Genomic DNA, 19,865 nt, shown 5'->3' with positions numbered 1-19,865 from the left:
AGTCTGTGCCTGCCCGGAGGACCGAGACCCGAGGACCCGATGTACCCGACGATCGCCGAGCTGCTCGCGTTGCCCGTGCTGCGCCAGGGCCGTCCGCAGGTGGTCGCCGGCAGCACCGGGCTGGACCGGCCGGTGCGCTGGGCGCACGTGGCCGAGATCGCCGAGATCGCGCCCCTGCTGCGTGGCGGTGAACTCGTGCTCACGACCGGGGTGGCGCTGCCCGACGACGGTCCGTCGCTGACCCGTTACGTCGCCGACCTCGCCCGCGTCGGCGCCGCGGGGGTGGTCGTGGAGCTGGTCCGGCACTGGAACGACCGGCTGCCGGTGTCGCTGGTCACCGCCGCCGAGGCGCACGGCCTCCCGCTGATCACACTCTCCCGCGAGACCCGGTACGTGGCGGTGACCGAGGCCGTCAACGGGACGATCGTCGACGCCCAGGTCGCCGAGCTGCGTGCGGCCGAGCGGGTGCACGAGACGTTCACCGCACTCACCGTCGCCGGTGCCGAGCCGGAGGTGGTGCTGCGTGAGGTCGCGCGGTTGACCGAGCATCCGGTGGTGCTGGAAACGCTCGGCCACGAAGTGCTCGCCTACGACACGGCCGGCTCCGATCCGGCCGAACTGCTGACCGGCTGGCCCGGCCGTTCGAAGACGGTCCAGGTCGGCGAGCGGACCGGCTACCACCCGGGAGCGGACTGGCTGGTGACCGTGGTCGGCGCGCGGGGACACGACTGGGGACGCCTGGTCCTCGTGTGCACCGACAGTCCGGACACACCGCCGCACCGGCACCGGGTGGTCGTGGAACGAGCGGCGTCGGCGCTCGCCGTGTACCGGCTCGTGGCGCGGGATTCCGAAACGCTCGAACGGCAGGCGCACCGCGCGGTGCTGGCCGAACTGATCGCTTCGCCGACGCCGTCCACGGAAATCCTCGCGCGGGCGTCGGCGCTGGCCGTGCCGTTGCCGTCGCGGCGGCTGGCCGGATTGGCGGTGCGGCCGCGGATCACCGCCACCGCACGGCAGTCGCTGTCCACCCCGCCGTTGCTGCGTGAGCTGGCCGAGGCGACCGCGCTGGCGGCGCGGCGGGCGAAGGTGTCGGCTCTCGTGGCCACGGACGAGACGGCCGTCCGCGCGCTGCTGGCGCTTTCGCCGGAGGCCAATGCCGACGCCGTACTGGACCGGCTGGCCGGCGACATCCACGACGCCCGCGCGAGCGCTCCGGCGGTGGTCGGCGTCGGCACGATCGTGACCGGGCCCGCGGAAGCGCACCGTACGCTGGTCGAAGCCGCCCAGGTCGCCGCCGCCGCGCTCGACGAGGGGGCCGAGCGGCCGATCCACCGCCTGCGGGACGTACGGCTGCGCGGTCTGCTGCACTTGCTGTCCGGCGACGAGCGGGTGAGCGCCTTCGCGGCTCGGGAGCTGGAACCACTGCTGCAGCGCGACGCGGCGTCCGGGAGCCGGCTCGTACCGGCTTTGCGGCACTACTGCGCGCACGGTGGGAACAAATCCGCGGCCGCGGCCGCCGCGCACACCTCGCGCACCGCGTACTACCAGCAACTGGCCCGGATCGAACAGGTCCTCGGAGTGCGGCTGGAAGATCCGGAGTCGATGTTGTCGCTCTACGTGGCACTGCTCGCCCACGACCTCGGCGCCGCCACTCGTCCGAGGGAGGAGAACCTACCCGGACGAGGAACACAGTAGTCAGGTCCGACCTGCCGATAGCCGTATCATGGTGTTCTCTACCTTCGCTCCGATAGCGGCCTGTGTCCTCGGCGTCAGCAGCCTTGGCAGCCCGGCTGGCCCTGCCGCGCCACAGCTGCCCGACTCGAGCCTCCGGCTGACCATGCACGAGACCACGGGCCGGGTCACGTCCGCCTCGCTCACCTGCGACCCGACCGGCGGCACCCATCGGCACCGCGACGCCGCGTGCGCCACGCTGTCCCGGGTGGACGGCGACCTCGACGAGGTCGAACCGCGCCTGCAGCGCTGCACGATGATCTACTCGCCGGTGGACGTCTCCGCGGTGGGCACCTGGCACGGCAAGCCGCTGATGTTCCACACGACCTATCCGAACAGGTGCGCGGCGGACAGCCAGTCCGACAGCGTGTTCGCGCTGTAGCCCGCCGCCCCGGCCGCGTCCGCCCGTGGCTCCGCGGCCGGATGTTTCGCCTGCTTTGCCTCCAGGCAACGGCCGGATTGTGACGCACGTCATGCACTGCCGGGCGCTTCCGCGCAATCGACAGACTGCGCCCAGGGCGGCCGAACCCTGAACAGACTGTCTCTGCCCACCGCACCCGCCCGGCGCGCACCATTCCGCAATGGAACCGACGACACGCGGGTACCACCGGGACGACCTCGGCGACGTGCGGGCCCTCAGCGGGAGCCGGTTCTACAACGACGAGCTGGCCCCGGTCCCGCCGGAGAAGCGCACCTGGACCGGCTACAACTACTTCGCGCTGTGGATGGGCATGGCGCACAACATCCCCAGCTACGCACTCGCCGCGTCGCTCATCGCGCTCGGGATGAACTGGCTGCAGGCGCTGATCACGATCGTTCTCGGCAATGTCATCGTGCTCGCCCCGATGTTGCTCAACAGCCACGCCGGCACCAAGTACGGCATCCCGTTCCCGGTGTTCGCGCGCGCCTTCTACGGACTGCGCGGCGCCAACCTCGCGGCGTTGCTGCGCGCGTTCATCGCCTGCGGCTGGTTCGGCATCCAGACCTGGGTCGGCGGCGAGGCGATCTACGTGATCGTGGGCAGGCTGGCCGGCTCCGGCTGGCGGGATTCCGCGGTGCTCGCCGGCCAGCACTGGACGCTGTGGCTGTCGTTCGCGGTGTTCTGGCTGGGACAGATGCTGATCATCTGGCGCGGGATGGAGGCGGTCCGCCGGTTCGAGAACTGGACCGCGCCGCTGGTGTCCGTCGGCTTCCTGGTGATGCTCGGCTACGTGCTGGTGAAGGCAGGCGGCCTCGGCCCGATCCTGCACGACACCGGCAAGCTCGGCTGGGGCGCGGACTTCTGGAAGGTGTTCGCGCCGTCGCTGATGGCGATGATCGCCTTCTGGTCCACGCTGTCGCTGAACATGCCGGACTTCACCCGCTTCGGCGGCAGCCAGCGCAGGCAGATGCGTGGCCAGATCCTCGGCCTGCCCACCACGATGACGTTCATCGCGGTCGTCGCCATCCTCACCACCTCGGGCGGGCACGTGCTCTACGGTCAGGACATCTGGGATCCCGCGCAGCTGGCCGACAGGTTCGCCAGCCCGGTCGTGGTCGTCGTCGCGTTGATCGCGCTGGTGCTGGCCACCGTCTCGGCGAACCTCGCGGCCAACGTGGTCAGCCCGTCCTACGACTTCTCCAACGCCTTCCCCAAGCGGATCACCTTCGCCCTCGGCGGCCTGATCACCGGGGTGATCGGCATCCTGATCCAGCCGTGGCGGCTCTACTCCGACCCGAACATCTACATCTACGCCTGGCTCGGCTTCTACGGCGGCGTGCTGGGCTCGGTGGCCGGGGTGCTGGTGGCCGGCTACTGGGTGGTCAACCGCACCCGGCTGAAGGTCGCCGACCTCTACACCCCGGGTGGCGCCTACTGGTTCACCGCGGGCTGGCACTGGCGCGCCGTGGTCGCCACGGTGGTCGGTGCCGTACTGGCGGTCGGCGGCGCCTACGACGGGCCCTTCCCCGCCGACGGGCTCATCCCGTTCCTCAAACCTCTCTACGACTACAACTGGGTGGTCGGCCTGGCCGGTGCGTTCGTCGTCTACCTGCTGCTGACCCTGCCCGCGACGAAGGAGGAAACCCGTGAGCAACCTGGTCCGAGCCGGATTGATCCAGCAGCGGTGGACAGGTGACAAGGAGTCGATGATCGCGAACGCGGTCGAGGCGATCGGCAAGGCGGCCTCGCAGGGCGCGCAGGTGGTCTGCCTGCAGGAACTGTTCTACGGCCCGTACTTCTGCCAGGTCCAGGACACCGACTACTACTCCTACACCGAGCCCGTTCCGGACGGCCCGACCACCAGGCTGATGCAGGACGTCGCGCAGCGCCACGGCGTGGTGCTCATCGTGCCGATGTACGAGCAGGAGCAGCCGGGCGTCTACTACAACACCGCCGCGGTGATCGACGCGGACGGGAAATATCTCGGAATGCACCGCAAGAACCACATCCCGCAGGTGAAGGGGTTCTGGGAGAAGTTCTACTTCCGGCCCGGCAACCTCGGCTACCCGGTGTTCGACACCGCGGTGGGCCGGATCGGGGTGTACATCTGCTACGAGCGGCACTTCCCGGAGGGCTGGCGCGCCCTCGGGCTGGCCGGTGCGCAGATCGTGTTCAACCCGTCCGCGACGAGCCGCGGGCTGTCGGAGTACCTGTGGCGGCTCGAACAGCCCGCCGCCGCGGTGGCCAACGAGTACTACGTCGGCACGATCAACCGGGTCGGTGTGGAATCACTGGGCGACAACGACTTCTACGGCCAGTCGTACTTCGCCGACCCGCGCGGTCAGCTGGTCGGCGAGGCGGCCTCGGATTCCGAGGAGGAGATCGTGGTGCGCGACCTGGACATGGACCGCCTCGCCGAGGTGCGCGATCTGTGGGCGTTCTACCGCGACCGCCGCCCGGACAGCTACGGCCCGCTCACGGAGGCCTGATGAGTTCCGCCACCGCGCGCAACCGAGGCGAATCCACCCTGATCCACGGCGGCCAGGTCGTGTCCCCGTCCGGCGCGGTCGCCGCCGATGTCCTGGTGGACGGGGAAACCATCGCCGCGGTGGGCGCACCCGGCACGCTAACCGGCACCAAGAGCATCGACGCGACCGGGAAGTACGTGCTTCCCGGCGGCATCGACGCGCACACGCACATGGAAATGCCCTTCGGTGGCACGCATTCGGTCGACACCTTCGAGACCGGCACTGTAGCCGCGGCGTGGGGCGGTACCACCACGATCATCGATTTCGCGGTACAGGCCAAGGGCACCTCGTTGCTGTCCACTATGGACAAATGGCACGGCAAGGCCGACGGCAACTGCGCGATCGACTACGGCTTCCACATGATCATGTCGGACGTGAACGATTCGACGCTCAAGGAAATGCGCGCGTGCGTGGACGCGGGTGTCGGCAGTTTCAAGATGTTCATGGCCTACCCCGGCGTCTTCTACTCCACTGACGGGGAGATCCTGCGCGCCATGCAGCAGGCGCGCGAGATCGGCGCGACGATCATGATGCACGCCGAGAACGGCATCGCGATCGACCAGCTGGCCGCGCAGGCGTTCGCCGCCGGACGCGTCGAACCCGTGCAGCACGGGATCACCCGGCCACCGGAACTGGAAGGAGAGGCGACGTCGCGGGCGATCCGGCTCGCCCAGGTGACCGGCGCGCCGCTCTACATCGTGCACCTCTCGGCGGCACAAGCCCTGACCGCGGTGGCCGAAGCACGCGACGGCGGGCAGAACGTGTTCGCGGAGACCTGCCCGCAGTACCTCTATCTGTCCATAGAGGACTTGGCGAAGCCGGGCTTCGAAGGCGCGAAGTTCGTCGCTTCGCCGCCGCTTCGGGAGAAGTCGCACCAGGCGGACCTGTGGCGCGGGCTGCGCACCAATGATCTGTCCGTGGTGTCCACCGACCACTGCCCGTTCTGCTTCAAGGACCAGAAACAGCTGGGCCGGGACGACTTCCGTGCCATCCCGAACGGCATTCCCGGCGTCGAGCACCGGATGGACCTGCTGCACCAGGGCGTCGTGGCAGGCGAGATCTCACTGAGCCGCTGGGTCGAGACGTGCTCGGCGACGCCCGCCCGGATGTTCGGCCTGTATCCACGCAAGGGCGTCATCGCGGTGGGTTCGGACGCGGACATCGTGCTCTACGATCCGGCGGCCACCCAGACGCTCTCCGCGGCCACGCACCACATGAACGTGGATTACTCGGCCTACGAAGGCTTCGAGCTGACCGGGAAGGTCCACACTGTACTGTCCCGCGGCCGGGTCGTGGTGTCGCCGGACGGGTACACCGGATCCGCCGGGCACGGAAAGTTCCTCTCCCGCGAGCTCAACCAGTACCTGAACTAGGGGGCAGCCGGATGGATTTCGGGATCGTGCTGCAGACCGACCCGCCCGCCTCGGGGGTCGTGCGGATGATGAAGGCCGCGGAGGACCAGGGCTTTCGCTACGGCTGGACGTTCGACTCGTGCGTGCTGTGGCAGGAGCCGTTCGTGATCTACGATCGGATTCTGGCGGAGACGTCCTCGCTCGTGGTCGGCCCGATGGTGACCAGTCCGGGTACCCGTGACTGGTCGGTGATGGCGTCGACCTTCGCCACGCTCAACGACATGTACGGCAACCGCACCGTGTGCGGGATCGGCAGGGGCGACTCGGCGCATCGCGTGGTCGGGAAGCCACCGTCCACTTTGGCCACTGTGCGCGACTGCATGCGAACGGTGAAGGATCTGGCCGAAGGCCGTGAGGTCACACTGAACGACACCGCGGTGCGCCTCCCGTGGGTGCGGGGCGGGCGGCTGGAGATGTGGATGGCGGGCTACGGCCCGAAAGCGCTGAAGACCGTGGGCGAGCACGCCGACGGCTTCATCCTGCAGTGCGCCGACCCGGCCATCGCGCAGTGGACGATCGGCGCGGTCCGGGACGCCGCCCGCGCGGCCGGCCGGGACCCCGGTGGGATCACCATCTGCGTCGCGGCCCCCGCCTACGTCGGCGAAGACCTGGCGCACCAACGGGAACAGCTGCGCTGGTTCGGTGGAATGGTCGGCAATCACGTGGCCGACCTGGTGGCCCGCTACGGCGCGAGCGGCCCGGTCCCCCGCGAACTGACCGACTACATCCGCGAGCGCGAGGGATACGACTACGCCCACCACGGCCGCGCCGGCAACCCGTCGACCGCCTTCGTCCCGGACGAGATCGTGGACCGGTTCTGCCTGCTGGGCCCGGCCCCCGCACACATCGCCCGGCTGCAGGAACTCGCGGAACTGGGCGTGGACCAGTTCGCCCTCTACCTGATGCACGACGAACGGGAGGAAACCCTGTCCGCGTACGGATCCCAGGTGCTGCCGAAGCTGATCGCCTGAGTTGTCCCGGCTTGATTCAGACTGCAGTACCGACACTTTTTGGAAGTATTTTTCCTGTTCGCGAGTCATATGGTGTCTTCGTACCGTTACTCCACTCCGTGGATGTAACACACTTAGTCGGTATTCCGATCTCACACCCACGGAACACCGACGCAAGGACTGGATACCGGACATGGACATCGCGGAGCGTGCTCAAGCCCTGGCATTGAAGATTCGCAAGCACAAGGACGTCATTGAAACGGAAGAAGCCACCAAGAATGCGTTCATTATGCCATTCATCGGCGGAGTTCTTGGCTACGACGTCTTCAACCCGGCCGAGGTCATCCCAGAGTTCACCGCTGATGTCGGAATCAAGAAGGGCGAGAAGATCGACTACGCCATCGCCCACGATGGCCAAGTCCAGGTCCTGGTGGAAGCGAAGAAGGTCAACGAGACCCTCCGCATCGAGCACGAAGTTGACGAAGGAGTCTTTCGATCTTGATTCGATCATCAGCGCCGCCGGGGAGCTCAAGTATATCGGTCAGCTCAAACGAATCCTTGCCGCACAGTTCAAGCAACCAGAAGACGAATGGGTCCGATTCCTCACGAACCGGGTATACGATGGAGCCTTCACGCAGCGCGTCCGCGACCAGTTCATACCTCTTGTCGAAAAGGCCACCCAGCAATTCTTGAACGAACAGGTCAATGACCGATTGAAAAATGCATTAGGCGGTCCGGACGCCTACGTGACGATTACGAACGGGGCAGCAACCGATACCGGACAGACCGCCGCCGATTCCGAACCTGCCGATAAATCCGACGACAAGGCCAAGGTGACGACGACCGAAGAAGAGCTGGAAGGTTTTCGGGTAGTTCGTGCGATCACCTGCGCGGAAGTGACGGCGAGCCGCATCACCCCTCGCGACAACCAGAGCTACTTCAGCGTTCTGCTCGACGACAACAATCGGAAGCCGATCGCGCGACTCTGGTTCAACCGACCAAAGAAGTACCTAGGAATTTTCGATGAGAACAAGGAGGAAACCCGCGTACCCATCGATCATGTCGAAGACATCTACCGGCATGCAGAGCACCTTCGCCGGACCGTCGTACAGTATCTCAACATCACCCCCGCAGCACCAATTGAAATAATCTCGTCCAGCGCTGAAGAGTTCGACAGCCGCGTCGCTGTCCAGCCGAACACACCGACTCGCTTGACGTGAGCATGGCGAGCGCCAAGACGAAACGTCAGTCCAGCAGTGCCTGATACACCAGCTGTCGCAGCTGCTGGCGGAACGGGTGGGTGCTCGAGGGCAGCAGCTGGGTGTAGAAGGCGACCGTGAGGTCCTCGTCCGGGTCGACCCAGAACGCGGTCGAGGCCGCGCCGCCCCAGGCGTATTCGCCGGGGGTGGACAGGGTCTTCGCCTTCACCGGGTCCACCAGCACGGAGAATCCGAGGCCGAAACCGAAACCGTCGAAGGGCATTTCCGCGAACAGGGGGCGGCCGTAGGCCTCGAGGTCGACGTGGCCGGGCAGGTGGTTGGCCGTCATCAGGTCCACGGTGCGCGGCGCCAGTACGCGCACGCCGTCGAGTTCACCGCGGCGCAGCAGCATCTGCGTGAACCGGTGGTAGTCGCCGGCGGTGGAGACCAGCCCACCGCCGCCGGAGAAACAGTCCGGGCGCTTCGTGCCGATCGCGCCGAACACCTCGTCGTTGCGGACGATCCGCTTCGTCTTCGGGTCGGGCAGGTACAGCGCGGCGAGGCGATTGTGGTCGGCGGTCCAGAAACCGGTGTCGGACATGCCGAGGGGGCCGAAGATCCGCTCGGCGAGCACCTCGTCGAGCGGCTTCCCGGCCAGCACCTCGACCAGTCGGCCGAGCACATCGGTGGCCACCGAGTAGTTCCACTCGCTACCCGGCTGGAAGACCAGCGGCAGCCCGGCCCACGCCCGGCTCGCCCCCGCGAGGTCCACGCCGGACGGCGTGCCCCATTCGTAGCCGGCGGCGCGGTAGCGGGCGTCGACCGGGTGGGTGTGGTGGAAACCGTAGGTGAGGCCCGCGGTGTGCGAAAGCAGGTGCCAGAGACGGATCGGCTCGGTCGCCGGCTCGGTCACCGGGGCGAGCGCCGAACCCTTGGTGTACACCCGGGGTTCGGCGAACTCCGGCAGCCATCGCGCGATCGCGTCGGTGAGGTCGATCATCCCCTCTTCGACGAAGGTCATCGCCGCGACCGAGGTGATCGGCTTCGACATCGAGAAGATGCGCCAGACCGTGTCGGACTCGACCGGGGCGCTGGCCTCGACGTCCCGCGCGCCGTGCGCGGTCACGTGCACGATCCGCCCGTGCCGGCTCACCACCGCGAGAAACCCGGGGAGCAACCCGTCCTCGACGTACCGGGCGAAGTGCCGGTCGATCCGCCGGAGCCGCCCCTCGTCGAAACCCGCCTCGGCCGGATCGGCCTCCACCTTCACCTCGGTCGCCATGGGCGCGACCTTACGCCGGCCCGGCCGCCGTGCGCTCCGCTGCTTTTTCCTCGCGCCAGGCCTCATCGTCCTTGCCCTCGCGCCAGTACCCGGAGACCGACACCCGCTCGCGCGCGACTTCGCGTTCGGTGAACAGGTACCTGCGCAAGTCGCGCACGAAACCGGCCTCACCGTGCACGAACGCGTGCACGTCGTCGCTCCGCCACGGCGCCGACCGCACTGCCGAAGCGAGATCCCCGCCCGCCGACCGGTGCAGCCAGGTCACGTGCACATCGGCCTTCGTGACGAGGGCCTGCTCTTCCGCCGCGTCTTCGACGAGGAGGAAGACCTGCGCCGGCACCCCGGCCGGCAGTGCTTCCACAGCCGCGGCGATCGCCGGCAGCGCCGACTCGTCACCGGCCAGCAGATGCCAGCCGGCGTCCGCACGCGGCGCGTACGCCCCGCCCGGCCCGGCGAGCAGCAGTTCGTCACCGGGCTGGGCACGCTGCGCCCACGGACCGGCCAGCCCCTCGTCACCGTGCACGACGAAGTCGAGCACCAGTTCGCCGGCCGCCGCGTCGTAGGAGCGCACGGTGTACGTGCGCATCCGGGGCGCGTGCTCCCGCGGCAGCTCCTCGCGGACCCGCTGCATGTCGAACGGTTCGGGATACTCGACCCCCGGCACCTTGAAGATCACCTTGACGTAGGCGTCGGTGAACTCGTTGGGCCGGAAATCCCGCAGCCCCTCGCCCCCGGCGACGATGCGGATCATGTGCGGCGTGAGCGTTTCCTTGCGCAGGACCTCGAGCCGGACGGCCCGCCCTCCCCTGCGTGCCGGAGCTTCGGCCATCGGACACCACCATTCAGTAAGGCTTGCCTAATCTGTAGCCCACGGTACGCGCCGATCACCTGTTTCGCCCAGTACCGCTGCGCGCGGATCCGAGACCCGGGTGTTCTGGAAGGCAGTGACCAGCCACCCGCGCGAACCCCGGACCAGCACGGTGGTCAGCGTACTGAGACGTCCCTCGGCGGCGGGACCCGTGCCGGACAGCGACGAACCGCCCCCGCTCACGACGATCGCGACGTCCGGCTGCGGGAACCGGACGTCCGCGTCGCCGAAACCGCTGAGCTTCGAACCCCGCAGCGGGCCCTCGAACAGCTTCCGGTGCGAGCTTCCGATCGCCTCTCTGCCGCTGAACCGCATGCCGAACCATGTGACGTAGTCGGCGTCGGCGGTGAACTCCCGGGCGTAGGCCTCGCCGTCACCACTGTTCCACGCGTCGGTGATCCGGGCGAGGACAGCGAGGACTTCTTCCCTGTCGGACATGAAATACTCCTTCGCGAACGGCGTTCGTCAACGGTTCCGTTCTACTCACGAACACCGTTCGCGTCAAGACCGCGGTCTCGGTTACGCTGCCTGGGTGACCACCTCGCCCGCACCGCGGCGCCGCGCGCCCGTGCCCCGCCGGCGCGCGGAGAAACCGTTGCTGTCGCAGGAACTTGTCGTACACACGGCGCAGGAGATCCTCGCCGCGGAAGGCATCCGCGCGGTTTCCATGCGACGGGTGGCGCAGCGGCTGCAAACCGGACCCGCGTCGCTGTATGCGTACGTGTCCGGCAAGGAAGAGCTGGACGAGCTCCTGCTCGACGCGGCGCTGGGGGAAATCCCGAGCCCGGAGCCGGATCCGCACCGATGGGACGCCCAGCTCAAAGAGCAGGTGCGGCTTCAGATCACCGCGATGACGGCCTATCCCGGCATCGCGATGGTCGCCTGGAACACCCCTGTGCCGGGCACTCCCCACGCACTGCGCCAAGGCGAGACGATGCTCGCGCTCTTGCGCGCCGGCGGTCTGGACCTCAAACAAGCCGCCTTCGCCGCCGATGCGCTCAGCACTTACGCGAAGGCCTTCGCGTGCGAAGCGAGTAGCTGGGCGTCCGGCGAATACGACGCGGAGCAGGTGGCCGAACGCGGCAGGCAGATGACCGGCGGGTCGCAGTCCGGGCCTGCGGAAGCGTTTGCCCACCTCGGGCAGATCGGGGAGTTCTTCACCGCGGACACGAGCGAGGAGCGGCTGGAATTCGCGCTGGAGACCTTCGTGGCGGGGCTCCGCGCACTGGTCAGGGCGTGAGCACGACGCACACGGGCCAAGGCTTGGGCACGAGGTCCATGAGTCAGGGCGTGAGCACGATCTTGCCGCGGGTGTGCCGGCGTTCGAGCTCGCGGTAGGCGTCCTGGACCCGCGCCAGCGGGTAGACCGCGGCGATCGGCACCTCGAGCAAGTCCTTGTCGACCAAGGCGGCGAGGTCGCGCAGCACTTCGGCGCTGGACGCGGCAGCGTTGCCCGCCACCTGCACCCGGTACTTTTCCGCGGCGGCGAAGTCGATCACCGTGTTGATCCGTCCCGTGTAGACACCCAAGCGCAGGGCCAGCTCTACGTACCCGTCGCCGTAGGTGTCCAGGAAGACGTCGACCTTGCCGCCGGTGGTCTCCCGCAGCCGCTCCTCGAGCCCCTCACCGTAGGCCACCGGGACGACGCCGTGCTCGCGCAGCCATTCGTGGTTGGCTTCGCTCGCGATACCGATCACGGTGGCGCCGGTGAGCTTCGCCAGCTGGACCGTCAGCGAGCCGACGCCGCCGGCCGCTCCCGAGACGACGACGGTCTCCCCTTCGCGCGGGCACGTCGCGGCCACCGACGCGTACGCCGTGGTCCCCGCGACGAACAAGCTGCCCGCCACCTCCCACGACACTCCGCTGGGCTTCGGGGTCAGTGAGCCGGCCTCCACGATCGCGTATCCGGCCTGGCTGGAGCGGCTGTCGACGAAGCCGATGACCTCGTCGCCGACCGCCACCCCGGACACCTCCGGGCCCACCTCGGCGACCACTCCGGCGAGGTCACTGCCCTGGCCGGACGGGAACGTCGAGGGCCACCTCTCCGCGAAACGTCCCTCGCGGATCCCGGCCTCCCCCGGGTTGATCCCGGCCGCGCGGACCGCCACGAGCACCTGCCCCGAGGCCGGGACCGGACGTGTCACGTCCACCACCCGCAGCACGTCGACCCCGCCGTACTCGCTGTACCTGACCGCCTGCGGCATGCGTGTTCTCCCTCGCTCGTGTACTTCGACCAACGAACGATCGGCCGCGGTTATGCCCGGAAGCGGGAAATCAGCCGGCCAGGCGGCGCACCACCCCGTCGGCCAGCAGCCGTCCGCGATCGGTGAGCACGGCGCGACCCCGACTGTCCAAAGCAGACTGTTCGAGCAGTCCCTCGGCCGCCGCGGCGCGCGCCTGCGCGAGGCCGCCGGCGTCCAGCGTGGACAGCGGAAGTCCTTCCACGATCCGCAGTTCGAGCATGATCCGCTCCAGGTGCCGGTCGGCGGCGGTGAGCACCTCCCGGTCCGCTTCCGGGCTGCGGCCGTCGGCGAGCAGGCCGGAGTACTTCGCCGGATGCTTCACGTTCCACCAGCGCACCCCGCCGACATGGCTGTGCGCGCCGGGACCGGCACCCCACCAGTCCCCGCCCTGCCAGTAGCCGAGGTTGTGCCGGCACCGCGCGGTCTCGCCGGCGGCCCAGTTGGACACCTCGTACCAGCCGAGCCCGGCGGCCGAGAGCACCGAGTCGATCAGCTCGTAGTCCTCGGCCAGCACGTCGTCATCCGGCGCCGGCAGCTCGCCGCGGCGCACCCGGCGGGCCAGCGCGGTGCCCTCCTCGACGATCAGGGCATAGGCCGACACGTGGTCCACCCCGGCGGCGAGCACGGCGTCGAGCGAGGCCCGGAGGTCGCCGATGCGCTCACCGGGTGTGCCGTAGATCACGTCGAGGTTGACGTGGTCGAAACCGGCGGCCCGCGCCTCGCGCGCGGCCTCGACCGGACGGCCCGGCGTGTGCACCCGGTCCAGCACCCGCAGCACGTGCGGCGCCGCGGACTGCATGCCGAGCGAAACCCGGGTGTACCCGGCGGCCCGGATGCCCGCGAAGAACTCCGGCGAAGTGGACTCGGGATTCGACTCCGTGGTCACCTCGGCTCCCGGAACGAGCCCGAAGATCGACCGCACGCCGTCGAGCACTTCGGCCAGCCCGTCCGCACCCAGCAACGACGGCGTTCCGCCTCCGACGAACACGGTCTCGGCCGAGGGCGGGCTGCCGAGCATCTCCGCGCCGAGCTCCAGCTCACGCCGCAACGCGTCCAGCCAAGACCGGGCCGAGGCGGCGGAACCCAGCTCACCGGCGGTGTAGGTGTTGAAATCGCAGTAGCCGCAGCGGGTGGCGCAGAACGGCACATGCACGTACACCCCGAAGGGCCGGGTTCCCAGCCCCTCCAGCGCACTCTCGGGCAGCCCGGCGGGCGGGCTGCTGACGTCGGGAACAGGCACGGCTCCATTGTCCCCGGTGCCTCGAGGGGCACCGCGCGGGCAGGGTACCGACCGGGCGATAGTTCGGCGGCAGAAGAATCACCCTGTCCTGATTTCCGGGCCGAACAGGTCCGCCAGACCGTCCGAAGACCGGGAAACGCCTGGCAGAGAAAGCCGTGATGCCGTGCCCGCCGGCCGGCTCCCACGATCCGGACGTCCTTGGACCACCTTCTGCACACGTGGCAATCTGGAGCAGTGAGTCCTGCCGGTGTCCTTCTCGTGGCGCGCCGCCACGTCGACCTGCTCCGGGTCGCGAGCGCGCTCTGCCGGCGCGCGCGCTGACTCCCGACCAGCCCAGCACATCCGGACCGCATCGTCGCGTACTCCCGTGCCCGCCGCACCGCCGCGACCGGCCGGTGCCACCACCACACCCGCCCGGAGGACCTCCATGGCCGCACCCACGCGTGACACGCCCGCGAAGGGCCGCGCCCGGCAGAAGCGCGGCGAGGGCCAGTGGGCGCTCGGTTACCGCGAGCCGCTGAACCCGAACGAGCGCTCCAAGAAGGACGACCACCCGCTCAACGCCCGCGCGCGGATCGAGAACATCTACGCCCACCGCGGGTTCGATTCGATCGACCCCGGTGACCTACGCGGCCGGTTCCGCTGGTTCGGCCTCTACACCCAGCGCCGGCCCGGCATCGACGGCGGCCGCACCGCCACCCTGGAGCCCGAAGAACTCGACGACCGGTACTTCATGCTGCGCGTCCGGCTCGACGGCGGCATGCTCACCACCCAGCAGCTGGCCGTGCTCGCGGAGATCTCGCAGACGCACGCCCGCAGCACCGCGGACATCACCGACCGGCAGAACATCCAGTACCACTGGATCCGGATCGAGGACGTGCCCACGATCTGGCGAAAGCTGGAGGACGCCGGGATGACCACGATGGAGGCGTGCGGCGACAGCCCGCGCGTCATCCTCGGCTCCCCGGTCGCCGGGATCGCCGCCGACGAGGTCATCGACGGCACGCCCGCGATCGAGGAGATCAAGCGCCGGTTCATCGGCGACCCCCGGTACGCGAACCTGCCACGCAAGTTCAAGACCGCCGTCTCCGGCCAGGCCGACGTGGCCCACGAGATCCACGACGTCGCGTTCGTCGGTGTGCAGCACCCCGAGCACGGCGCCGGGTTCGACGTCTGGGTCGGGGGCGGGCTGTCCACGAACCCGATGATCGGGCAGCGACTCGGCGCCTGGGTGCCCCGCGAGGAGGTGCCGGACGTGTGGGAGGCGGTGATCAGCGTCTTCCGCGACTACGGATACCGGCGGCTGCGTTCCCGGGCCCGGATCAAGTTCCTGGTCAAGGACTGGGGCGCGGAGAAGTTCCGGGAAGTGCTCGAGACGCAGTACCTCAAGCGTCCGCTGCTGGACGGGCCGGCTCCGGAGGTGCCTTCCGCGCCGATCGACCACGTCGGCGTGCATCCGCAGGTCGACGGCCGGTTCTACGTCGGTGCCGCACCGGTGGCCGGCCGGGTCGACGGGGAGACGCTGCTCGCCGTGGCCAAGGCCGCGGAGCGGGCCGGTTCCACCAGGGTGCGGCTGACCCCGCAGCAGAAGCTGGTCGTGCTCGACGTGCCGGGCTCCGAGGTGCCCGGGCTGGAGACCGAACTGGCCGAACAGGGCCTGCACACCCGGCCCTCGCCGTGGCGGCGCAGCGTGATGGCGTGCACCGGGCTGGAGTTCTGCAAGCTGGCGATCGTCGAGACGAAGGCCCGCGCCCAGGAGCTGGTGGCCGAGCTCGAGACCCGGCTGGCCGATCTCCAGGGCGACCTGGACAACCCGGTGAGCGTGCACCTCAACGGCTGCCCCAACTCGTGTGCCCGGGTGCAGACCGCGGACATCGGGCTGAAGGGCCAGATCGTCACCGACGGCGAGGGCCGCCAGGTGGAGGGTTTCCAGGTGCATCTGGGTGGCGGGCTCGGGCTCGACGCCGGGTTCGGCCGCAAGCTGCGGGGCCACAAGGTGGTCGCCGACGAGCTGGTCGACTACGTCGAACGCGTGGTGCGGTCCTACCTGGCCGGCCGCGAGCCCGGCGAGCGGTTCGCGCAGTGGGCCACGCGCGCCGAAGAGGGCGTGTTGCAGTGAGTTCGGCCGAGCTGACCGGTACCGAACGGGCGGTGCCTTACTATTGCCCGTTCTGCGGAGACGAGGATCTGCGTCCCGCCGACGACGGCGATTGGCTGTGCGCCGCCTGCCGGAGGAGGTTCTCGGTGAAGTTCCACGGACTGTCCCTACCTCAGGAGGCGCACGGATGACCGCCACCGCGGACTACCGGACCCTGGCCGAGCGGGCCGAGAAAGAACTGGCGCGGGCCACCGCCGGGGAGGCGCTGCGCTGGACCGCGGAGACCTTCGGCGACGACTTCATCGTGGCGTCGAACATGCAGGACGCCGTGCTGATCGACCTGGCCACCCAGGTCAAGCCGGACGTGGACGTGCTGTTCCTGGAGACCGGCTACCACTTCGCGGAGACCATCGGCACCCGGGACGCGGTGCAGACGGTCTACCCGCAGGTGACGATCGTCAACGCGCAGGCCGAGCAGAGCGTCGCCGAGCAGGACGCCGAGTACGGCCCGAAGCTGCACGACCGCGACCCGGGCCAGTGTTGCTTCCTGCGCAAGGTCGTGCCGCTGCGCAGCACGCTGTCGCGGTACTCGGCCTGGGTCACCGGCGTGCGCCGGGTGGACGCACCGACCCGCGCGAACGCCCCGATCGTCTCCTGGGACGAGCGCAACGGCCTGGTGAAGATCAACCCGATCGCGCCGTGGAGCGACGAGGAGTTCACCGGCTACATCCGCGACCACGGGATCCTGGAAAACCCGCTGGTGTCCGCGGGGTACCCGTCCATCGGCTGCGCGCCGTGCACGGCGAAGGTCGAGGCGGGTGCCGATCCACGCAGCGGCCGCTGGGCCGGGCAGGCGAAAACCGAATGCGGACTGCACGGCTGAGGAAGGACGAATGACCACACTCGAACCGGCCACCGACAATCTGGTGGCGCTGGAGTCCGAGGCGATCCACATCTTCCGTGAGGTCGCGGGCGAGTTCGACCGGCCGGTGATCCTGTTCTCCGGCGGCAAGGACTCGACGTTGATGCTGCACCTGGCGATCAAGGCGTTCTGGCCCGCCCCGGTGCCGTTTCCGCTGCTGCACGTGGACACCGGGCACAACTTCCCCGAGGTCCTCGACTTCCGTGACCACGTCGTGGAGAAGCACGGCCTGCGCCTGGTCGTGGCGAAGGTGCAGGACTGGATCGACGACGGCCGCCTCGAGGAACGAGCGGACGGGTTGCGCAACCCGCTGCAGACCACCCCGTTGCTGGAAACCATCGCCGGACACAAGTTCGACGCGGTGTTCGGCGGCGGCCGCCGGGACGAGGAACGCGCCCGCGCCAAGGAACGCATCTTCAGCCTCCGCAACGCCTTCGGCCAGTGGGAACCGCGCCGGCAGCGCCCGGAGCTGTGGAACCTCTACAACGGACGCCACCGCCCCGGCGAGCAGGTCCGCGTCTTCCCGCTGTCCAACTGGACCGAGGCCGACGTCTGGCACTACATCGCTCGCGAACAGGTCGCCCTGCCCTCCATCTACTACGCCCACGAGCGGCCGGTCTACCGGCGCGACGGCATGTGGCTCACCGAAGGTCCGTGGGGCGGTCCCCGCGACGGGGAAGACGTGGCGACGAAGTCGGTGCGGTACCGCACCGTCGGCGACGGTTCTTGCACCGGTGCCGTCGAATCCACCGCCACCACCGTCGACGAGGTGATCGCCGAGGTGACCGCCTCGCGGCTCACCGAACGCGGCGCCACCCGCGCCGACGACCGCATGTCCGAAGCAGCGATGGAAGACCGCAAACGGGAGGGCTACTTCTGATGAGCTCGCTGCTGAGGCTGGCCACCGCCGGCAGCGTCGACGACGGCAAATCCACCCTCGTCGGACGCCTGCTGTACGACACCAAATCCGTCCTCGCCGACCAGCTCGACGCCGTCACCAGGGCCAGTGTCGACAAAGGACTGTCCACTCCCGACCTCTCGCTGCTGGTGGACGGCCTGCGTTCCGAGCGCGAACAGGGCATCACCATCGACGTCGCCTACCGCTACTTCGCCACCCCGAAGCGGTCGTTCGTGCTCGCCGACACGCCAGGGCACGTGCAGTACACGCGCAACACCGTCACGGGCGCCTCCACCGCGCAGCTCGCGGTCCTGCTGGTGGACGCCCGCAACGGCGTCGTCGAGCAGACTCGCCGGCATGCCGCCGTACTGGCCTTGCTCGGCGTCCCGCGGCTGGTACTGGCCGTGAACAAAATCGACCTGCTCGACTACGACGAGACCACCTTCACCGTGATCGCCAAGGAGTTCACCGCGCACGCGGAATCCCTCGGCTACGACCCGGCGTCCGTGGTCACCATCCCGGTTTCGGCGCTCCACGGCGACAACGTGGCCACCCGTTCCGGCCGGACCCCGTGGTACGACGGTCCCACGCTGCTGGAGCACCTGGAGACCGTGCCGGTCGCGCCGGATCCGCACGATTCGCCGCTGCGCTTCCCGGTGCAGTACGTGATCCGCCCGCGCACGCCCGAGTACCCGGACTATCGCGGGTACGCCGGGCAGATCGCGGCCGGGACGGTACGGCCGGGCGATGAGATCGTGGTGCTGCCCCAGGGCATCCGGAGCCACGTCGAGCGCATCGACACCGCCGACGGCCCACTGGGTGAAGCCGGTGCCGGGTCTTCGGTGACGCTGCTGCTCACCGAAGACATCGACATCACCCGCGGCGACCTGATCGCGGCGGCGGACGCGCCCCCGTCGGTCACCGACGAGATCACCGGCACGGTGTGCTGGCTGTCGTCGAAGCCGCTCAAACCCGGTGCGCGCGTGCTGGTCAAGCACGGGGCTCGCACCGTGCAGGCGCTCACCGACGAACTGCACGCCCGTTTCGACGAGCAGACTCTGTCCAGTGTGGACGATCCGGAAACCCTGGAGCTGAACGACATCGGCCGGGTCACCCTCCGGCTGGCCGAACCGCTGCCGGTGGACGACTACGGCAGCAGCCCGCGGACCGGCGCGTTCCTGGTGATCGACCCCAAGGACGGCGACACCCTCGCCGCCGGCCTCGTGGGTGAGCGGTTCTCGTGACGCCTCCCCTGGTCGCCGTCGCACACGGCAGCCGCGATCCCCGCTCGGCGGCGACCGTGCGGGCGCTCGCCGGCGTCGTCCGCGCGCAGGCGCCGGGGCTGGAGGTACACGAGTCCTTTCTGGACCTTTCCGAACCGCGCGTGACCGACGTCCTGCGCGGGCTCCACGCCCGGGGTCACCGCAGCGCCGTGGTCGTGCCGCTGTTACTCGGCAGCGCGTTCCACGCGCGGGTCGACCTGCCCGCGCTGGTGGCCGAGGTGGCCGACGACTGTCCCGGTTTCCGCATCCAGGTCTCCGACGTGCTCGGCGCCGATCCGGCGCTACAGGCCGTGGCGCTCGACCGGCTCGCGGACGCCCGTCACCGCAAGGGCACCGGGGTGCTGCTCACCGCGGTCGGCTCGTCGAACCCGGAGGCGAACGCCGTGGTCGCGGAACTGGCGAAACGGTGGGAAAGCCGGCTCGGGCTTCCGGTCAGCGAGGCGTTCGCCAGCGCCACCCAGCCCGATGTCCCCACCGCCGCCGCCCGGCTGCGCGCACGCGGGGTGCGCCACCTCGTCGCCGCCTCCTGGTTCCTCGCCCCCGGCCTGCTGCCCGACCGGATCGCCGCGCTGGCCCGCGAGGCGGATCCCGGCGCGTTCCTCGCCGGGCCGCTGGCCGATGACCCCCGCGTGGCCGACGTGGTGATCGCCCGCTACGCCGCCGCGGTCGCCGGCCTGCTGCGGACCGCACAATTCGTCTAGACCACTGTCGGTGTCCGCGGCATCCGGCCGCGCTGTCCGACACCGCCAGGCAGCGAGTCTTTTCACCAGTTCCGTCACCGTCCGCGCAT

The 19,865-nt window shown here is 69.3% G+C and carries 21 protein-coding genes; 16 read left to right on the top strand and 5 right to left on the bottom strand.

Features of this window, described 5'->3' with window-relative positions; translation table 11 throughout:
* The first annotated feature begins 39 nt into the window (after positions 1-39).
* The 8 genes from BJY18_RS00190 (at position 40) to BJY18_RS36540 (ending at position 8,262) form a co-directional block, all read left to right on the top strand.
* Positions 40-1,695 (top strand): PucR family transcriptional regulator, encoded by a 1,656-nt coding sequence (locus BJY18_RS00190; protein WP_184776706.1) that lies wholly within the window; start codon positions 40-42, stop codon positions 1,693-1,695.
* A gap of 28 nt (positions 1,696-1,723) precedes the next feature.
* A complete protein-coding gene (locus BJY18_RS00185) occupies positions 1,724-2,113 on the top strand; it encodes an SSI family serine proteinase inhibitor (RefSeq protein ID WP_184776705.1) in 390 nt (129 codons plus the stop codon).
* A 199-nt stretch (positions 2,114-2,312) separates the two neighbouring features.
* Positions 2,313-3,848 carry an NCS1 family nucleobase:cation symporter-1 gene (locus tag BJY18_RS00180; protein WP_184776704.1) on the top strand — a complete coding sequence of 512 codons (1,536 nt, stop codon included), beginning with the start codon at positions 2,313-2,315 and terminating at the stop codon, positions 3,846-3,848.
* Positions 3,799-4,641, top strand: a complete 843-nt coding sequence (locus tag BJY18_RS00175) for a nitrilase-related carbon-nitrogen hydrolase (RefSeq protein WP_184776703.1) — start codon at positions 3,799-3,801, stop codon at positions 4,639-4,641. Before BJY18_RS00180 ends, BJY18_RS00175 begins: the two co-directional genes overlap by 50 nt.
* Positions 4,641-6,053, top strand: coding sequence for a dihydropyrimidinase (hydA, locus tag BJY18_RS00170; protein ID WP_184776702.1), 1,413 nt, complete (start codon positions 4,641-4,643; stop codon positions 6,051-6,053). The genes BJY18_RS00175 and hydA overlap by 1 nt, the downstream gene beginning before the upstream one ends.
* A gap of 11 nt (positions 6,054-6,064) precedes the next feature.
* The gene (locus BJY18_RS00165) at positions 6,065-7,063 is read left to right on the top strand and encodes a TIGR03842 family LLM class F420-dependent oxidoreductase (RefSeq protein WP_184776701.1); all 999 of its coding nucleotides are present in this window, start codon (positions 6,065-6,067) and stop codon (positions 7,061-7,063) included.
* A 172-nt stretch (positions 7,064-7,235) separates the two neighbouring features.
* On the top strand, positions 7,236-7,544 hold the full coding sequence (locus BJY18_RS36545; RefSeq protein ID WP_246458706.1) for a hypothetical protein: 309 nt from the start codon (positions 7,236-7,238) through the stop codon (positions 7,542-7,544).
* A complete protein-coding gene (locus tag BJY18_RS36540; protein WP_246458704.1) occupies positions 7,519-8,262 on the top strand; it encodes a hypothetical protein in 744 nt (247 codons plus the stop codon). Before BJY18_RS36545 ends, BJY18_RS36540 begins: the two co-directional genes overlap by 26 nt.
* A gap of 25 nt (positions 8,263-8,287) precedes the next feature.
* Here the strand turns inward: BJY18_RS36540 and BJY18_RS00155 are convergent, their stop codons facing one another.
* From BJY18_RS00155 to BJY18_RS00145, 3 genes are read right to left on the bottom strand one after another with little or no spacing between them, the layout of a single operon-like run.
* On the bottom strand, positions 8,288-9,523 hold the full coding sequence (locus tag BJY18_RS00155; protein ID WP_184776700.1) for a serine hydrolase domain-containing protein: 1,236 nt from the start codon (positions 9,521-9,523) through the stop codon (positions 8,288-8,290).
* A gap of 10 nt (positions 9,524-9,533) precedes the next feature.
* Positions 9,534-10,352 carry a siderophore-interacting protein gene (locus tag BJY18_RS00150; RefSeq protein WP_184776699.1) on the bottom strand — a complete coding sequence of 273 codons (819 nt, stop codon included), beginning with the start codon at positions 10,350-10,352 and terminating at the stop codon, positions 9,534-9,536.
* Between the two features lie 27 nt (positions 10,353-10,379).
* Positions 10,380-10,829 (bottom strand): SgcJ/EcaC family oxidoreductase, encoded by a 450-nt coding sequence (locus tag BJY18_RS00145; protein ID WP_184776698.1) that lies wholly within the window; start codon positions 10,827-10,829, stop codon positions 10,380-10,382.
* A 94-nt stretch (positions 10,830-10,923) separates the two neighbouring features.
* On the opposite strand from BJY18_RS00145, the gene BJY18_RS00140 reads away from it, so the two are divergent.
* Complete coding sequence (locus tag BJY18_RS00140) at positions 10,924-11,631, top strand: TetR/AcrR family transcriptional regulator C-terminal domain-containing protein (RefSeq protein ID WP_312873677.1); 708 nt, start codon at positions 10,924-10,926, stop codon at positions 11,629-11,631.
* Positions 11,632-11,674: 43 nt separating this feature from the next.
* Here the strand turns inward: BJY18_RS00140 and BJY18_RS00135 are convergent, their stop codons facing one another.
* Positions 11,675-12,595 (bottom strand): NADP-dependent oxidoreductase, encoded by a 921-nt coding sequence (locus tag BJY18_RS00135; protein WP_184776696.1) that lies wholly within the window; start codon positions 12,593-12,595, stop codon positions 11,675-11,677.
* Between the two features lie 70 nt (positions 12,596-12,665).
* Entirely contained in the window at positions 12,666-13,874 is a 1,209-nt protein-coding gene (hemW, locus tag BJY18_RS00130; protein WP_184776695.1) for a radical SAM family heme chaperone HemW, read from the bottom strand.
* Between the two features lie 234 nt (positions 13,875-14,108).
* On the opposite strand from hemW, the gene BJY18_RS37910 reads away from it, so the two are divergent.
* From BJY18_RS37910 to BJY18_RS00105, 7 genes are all read left to right on the top strand, one after another.
* Positions 14,109-14,195, top strand: a complete 87-nt coding sequence (locus BJY18_RS37910; RefSeq protein ID WP_376774748.1) for a putative leader peptide — start codon at positions 14,109-14,111, stop codon at positions 14,193-14,195.
* Between the two features lie 106 nt (positions 14,196-14,301).
* Positions 14,302-15,993, top strand: coding sequence for a nitrite/sulfite reductase (locus tag BJY18_RS00125; protein ID WP_184776694.1), 1,692 nt, complete (start codon positions 14,302-14,304; stop codon positions 15,991-15,993).
* An 11-nt stretch (positions 15,994-16,004) separates the two neighbouring features.
* The gene (locus BJY18_RS36535; protein ID WP_246459087.1) at positions 16,005-16,163 is read left to right on the top strand and encodes an Insertion element protein; all 159 of its coding nucleotides are present in this window, start codon (positions 16,005-16,007) and stop codon (positions 16,161-16,163) included.
* On the top strand, positions 16,160-16,855 hold the full coding sequence (locus BJY18_RS00120) for a phosphoadenylyl-sulfate reductase (RefSeq protein ID WP_184776693.1): 696 nt from the start codon (positions 16,160-16,162) through the stop codon (positions 16,853-16,855). The genes BJY18_RS36535 and BJY18_RS00120 overlap by 4 nt, the downstream gene beginning before the upstream one ends.
* A gap of 10 nt (positions 16,856-16,865) precedes the next feature.
* A complete protein-coding gene (gene cysD / locus BJY18_RS00115) occupies positions 16,866-17,774 on the top strand; it encodes a sulfate adenylyltransferase subunit CysD (RefSeq protein WP_184776692.1) in 909 nt (302 codons plus the stop codon).
* Positions 17,774-19,036 carry a sulfate adenylyltransferase subunit 1 gene (locus tag BJY18_RS00110; RefSeq protein ID WP_184776691.1) on the top strand — a complete coding sequence of 421 codons (1,263 nt, stop codon included), beginning with the start codon at positions 17,774-17,776 and terminating at the stop codon, positions 19,034-19,036. The genes cysD and BJY18_RS00110 overlap by 1 nt, the downstream gene beginning before the upstream one ends.
* On the top strand, positions 19,033-19,776 hold the full coding sequence (locus tag BJY18_RS00105) for a sirohydrochlorin chelatase (RefSeq protein ID WP_184776690.1): 744 nt from the start codon (positions 19,033-19,035) through the stop codon (positions 19,774-19,776). Before BJY18_RS00110 ends, BJY18_RS00105 begins: the two co-directional genes overlap by 4 nt.
* The last annotated feature ends 89 nt before the right edge of the window (positions 19,777-19,865 follow it).

Origin of the sequence: Amycolatopsis jiangsuensis (assembly GCF_014204865.1) — a bacterium.
Classification (GTDB): domain Bacteria; phylum Actinomycetota; class Actinomycetes; order Mycobacteriales; family Pseudonocardiaceae; genus Amycolatopsis; species Amycolatopsis jiangsuensis.
The sequence above is the reverse complement of the archived record's forward strand: the minus strand, read 5'-3'. Positions and strand labels throughout refer to the sequence as shown.

Excerpts from the sequence above, each read along its gene's own strand:
- BJY18_RS00190 (WP_184776706.1), top strand. The coding sequence starts at position 40 with ATGTACCCGACGATCGCCGAGCTGCTCGCGTTGCCCGTGCTGCGCCAG.
- BJY18_RS00185 (WP_184776705.1), top strand. The coding sequence starts at position 1,724 with ATGGTGTTCTCTACCTTCGCTCCGATAGCGGCCTGTGTCCTCGGCGTC.
- BJY18_RS00180 (WP_184776704.1), top strand. The coding sequence starts at position 2,313 with ATGGAACCGACGACACGCGGGTACCACCGGGACGACCTCGGCGACGTG.
- hydA (WP_184776702.1), top strand. The coding sequence starts at position 4,641 with ATGAGTTCCGCCACCGCGCGCAACCGAGGCGAATCCACCCTGATCCAC.
- BJY18_RS00165 (WP_184776701.1), top strand. The coding sequence starts at position 6,065 with ATGGATTTCGGGATCGTGCTGCAGACCGACCCGCCCGCCTCGGGGGTC.
- BJY18_RS36545 (WP_246458706.1), top strand. The coding sequence starts at position 7,236 with ATGGACATCGCGGAGCGTGCTCAAGCCCTGGCATTGAAGATTCGCAAG.
- BJY18_RS00155 (WP_184776700.1), bottom strand. The coding sequence starts at position 9,523 with ATGGCGACCGAGGTGAAGGTGGAGGCCGATCCGGCCGAGGCGGGTTTC.
- BJY18_RS00150 (WP_184776699.1), bottom strand. The coding sequence starts at position 10,352 with ATGGCCGAAGCTCCGGCACGCAGGGGAGGGCGGGCCGTCCGGCTCGAG.
- BJY18_RS00145 (WP_184776698.1), bottom strand. The coding sequence starts at position 10,829 with ATGTCCGACAGGGAAGAAGTCCTCGCTGTCCTCGCCCGGATCACCGAC.
- BJY18_RS00135 (WP_184776696.1), bottom strand. The coding sequence starts at position 12,595 with ATGCCGCAGGCGGTCAGGTACAGCGAGTACGGCGGGGTCGACGTGCTG.
- BJY18_RS00125 (WP_184776694.1), top strand. The coding sequence starts at position 14,302 with ATGGCCGCACCCACGCGTGACACGCCCGCGAAGGGCCGCGCCCGGCAG.
- BJY18_RS00120 (WP_184776693.1), top strand. The coding sequence starts at position 16,160 with ATGACCGCCACCGCGGACTACCGGACCCTGGCCGAGCGGGCCGAGAAA.
- cysD (WP_184776692.1), top strand. The coding sequence starts at position 16,866 with ATGACCACACTCGAACCGGCCACCGACAATCTGGTGGCGCTGGAGTCC.
- BJY18_RS00110 (WP_184776691.1), top strand. The coding sequence starts at position 17,774 with ATGAGCTCGCTGCTGAGGCTGGCCACCGCCGGCAGCGTCGACGACGGC.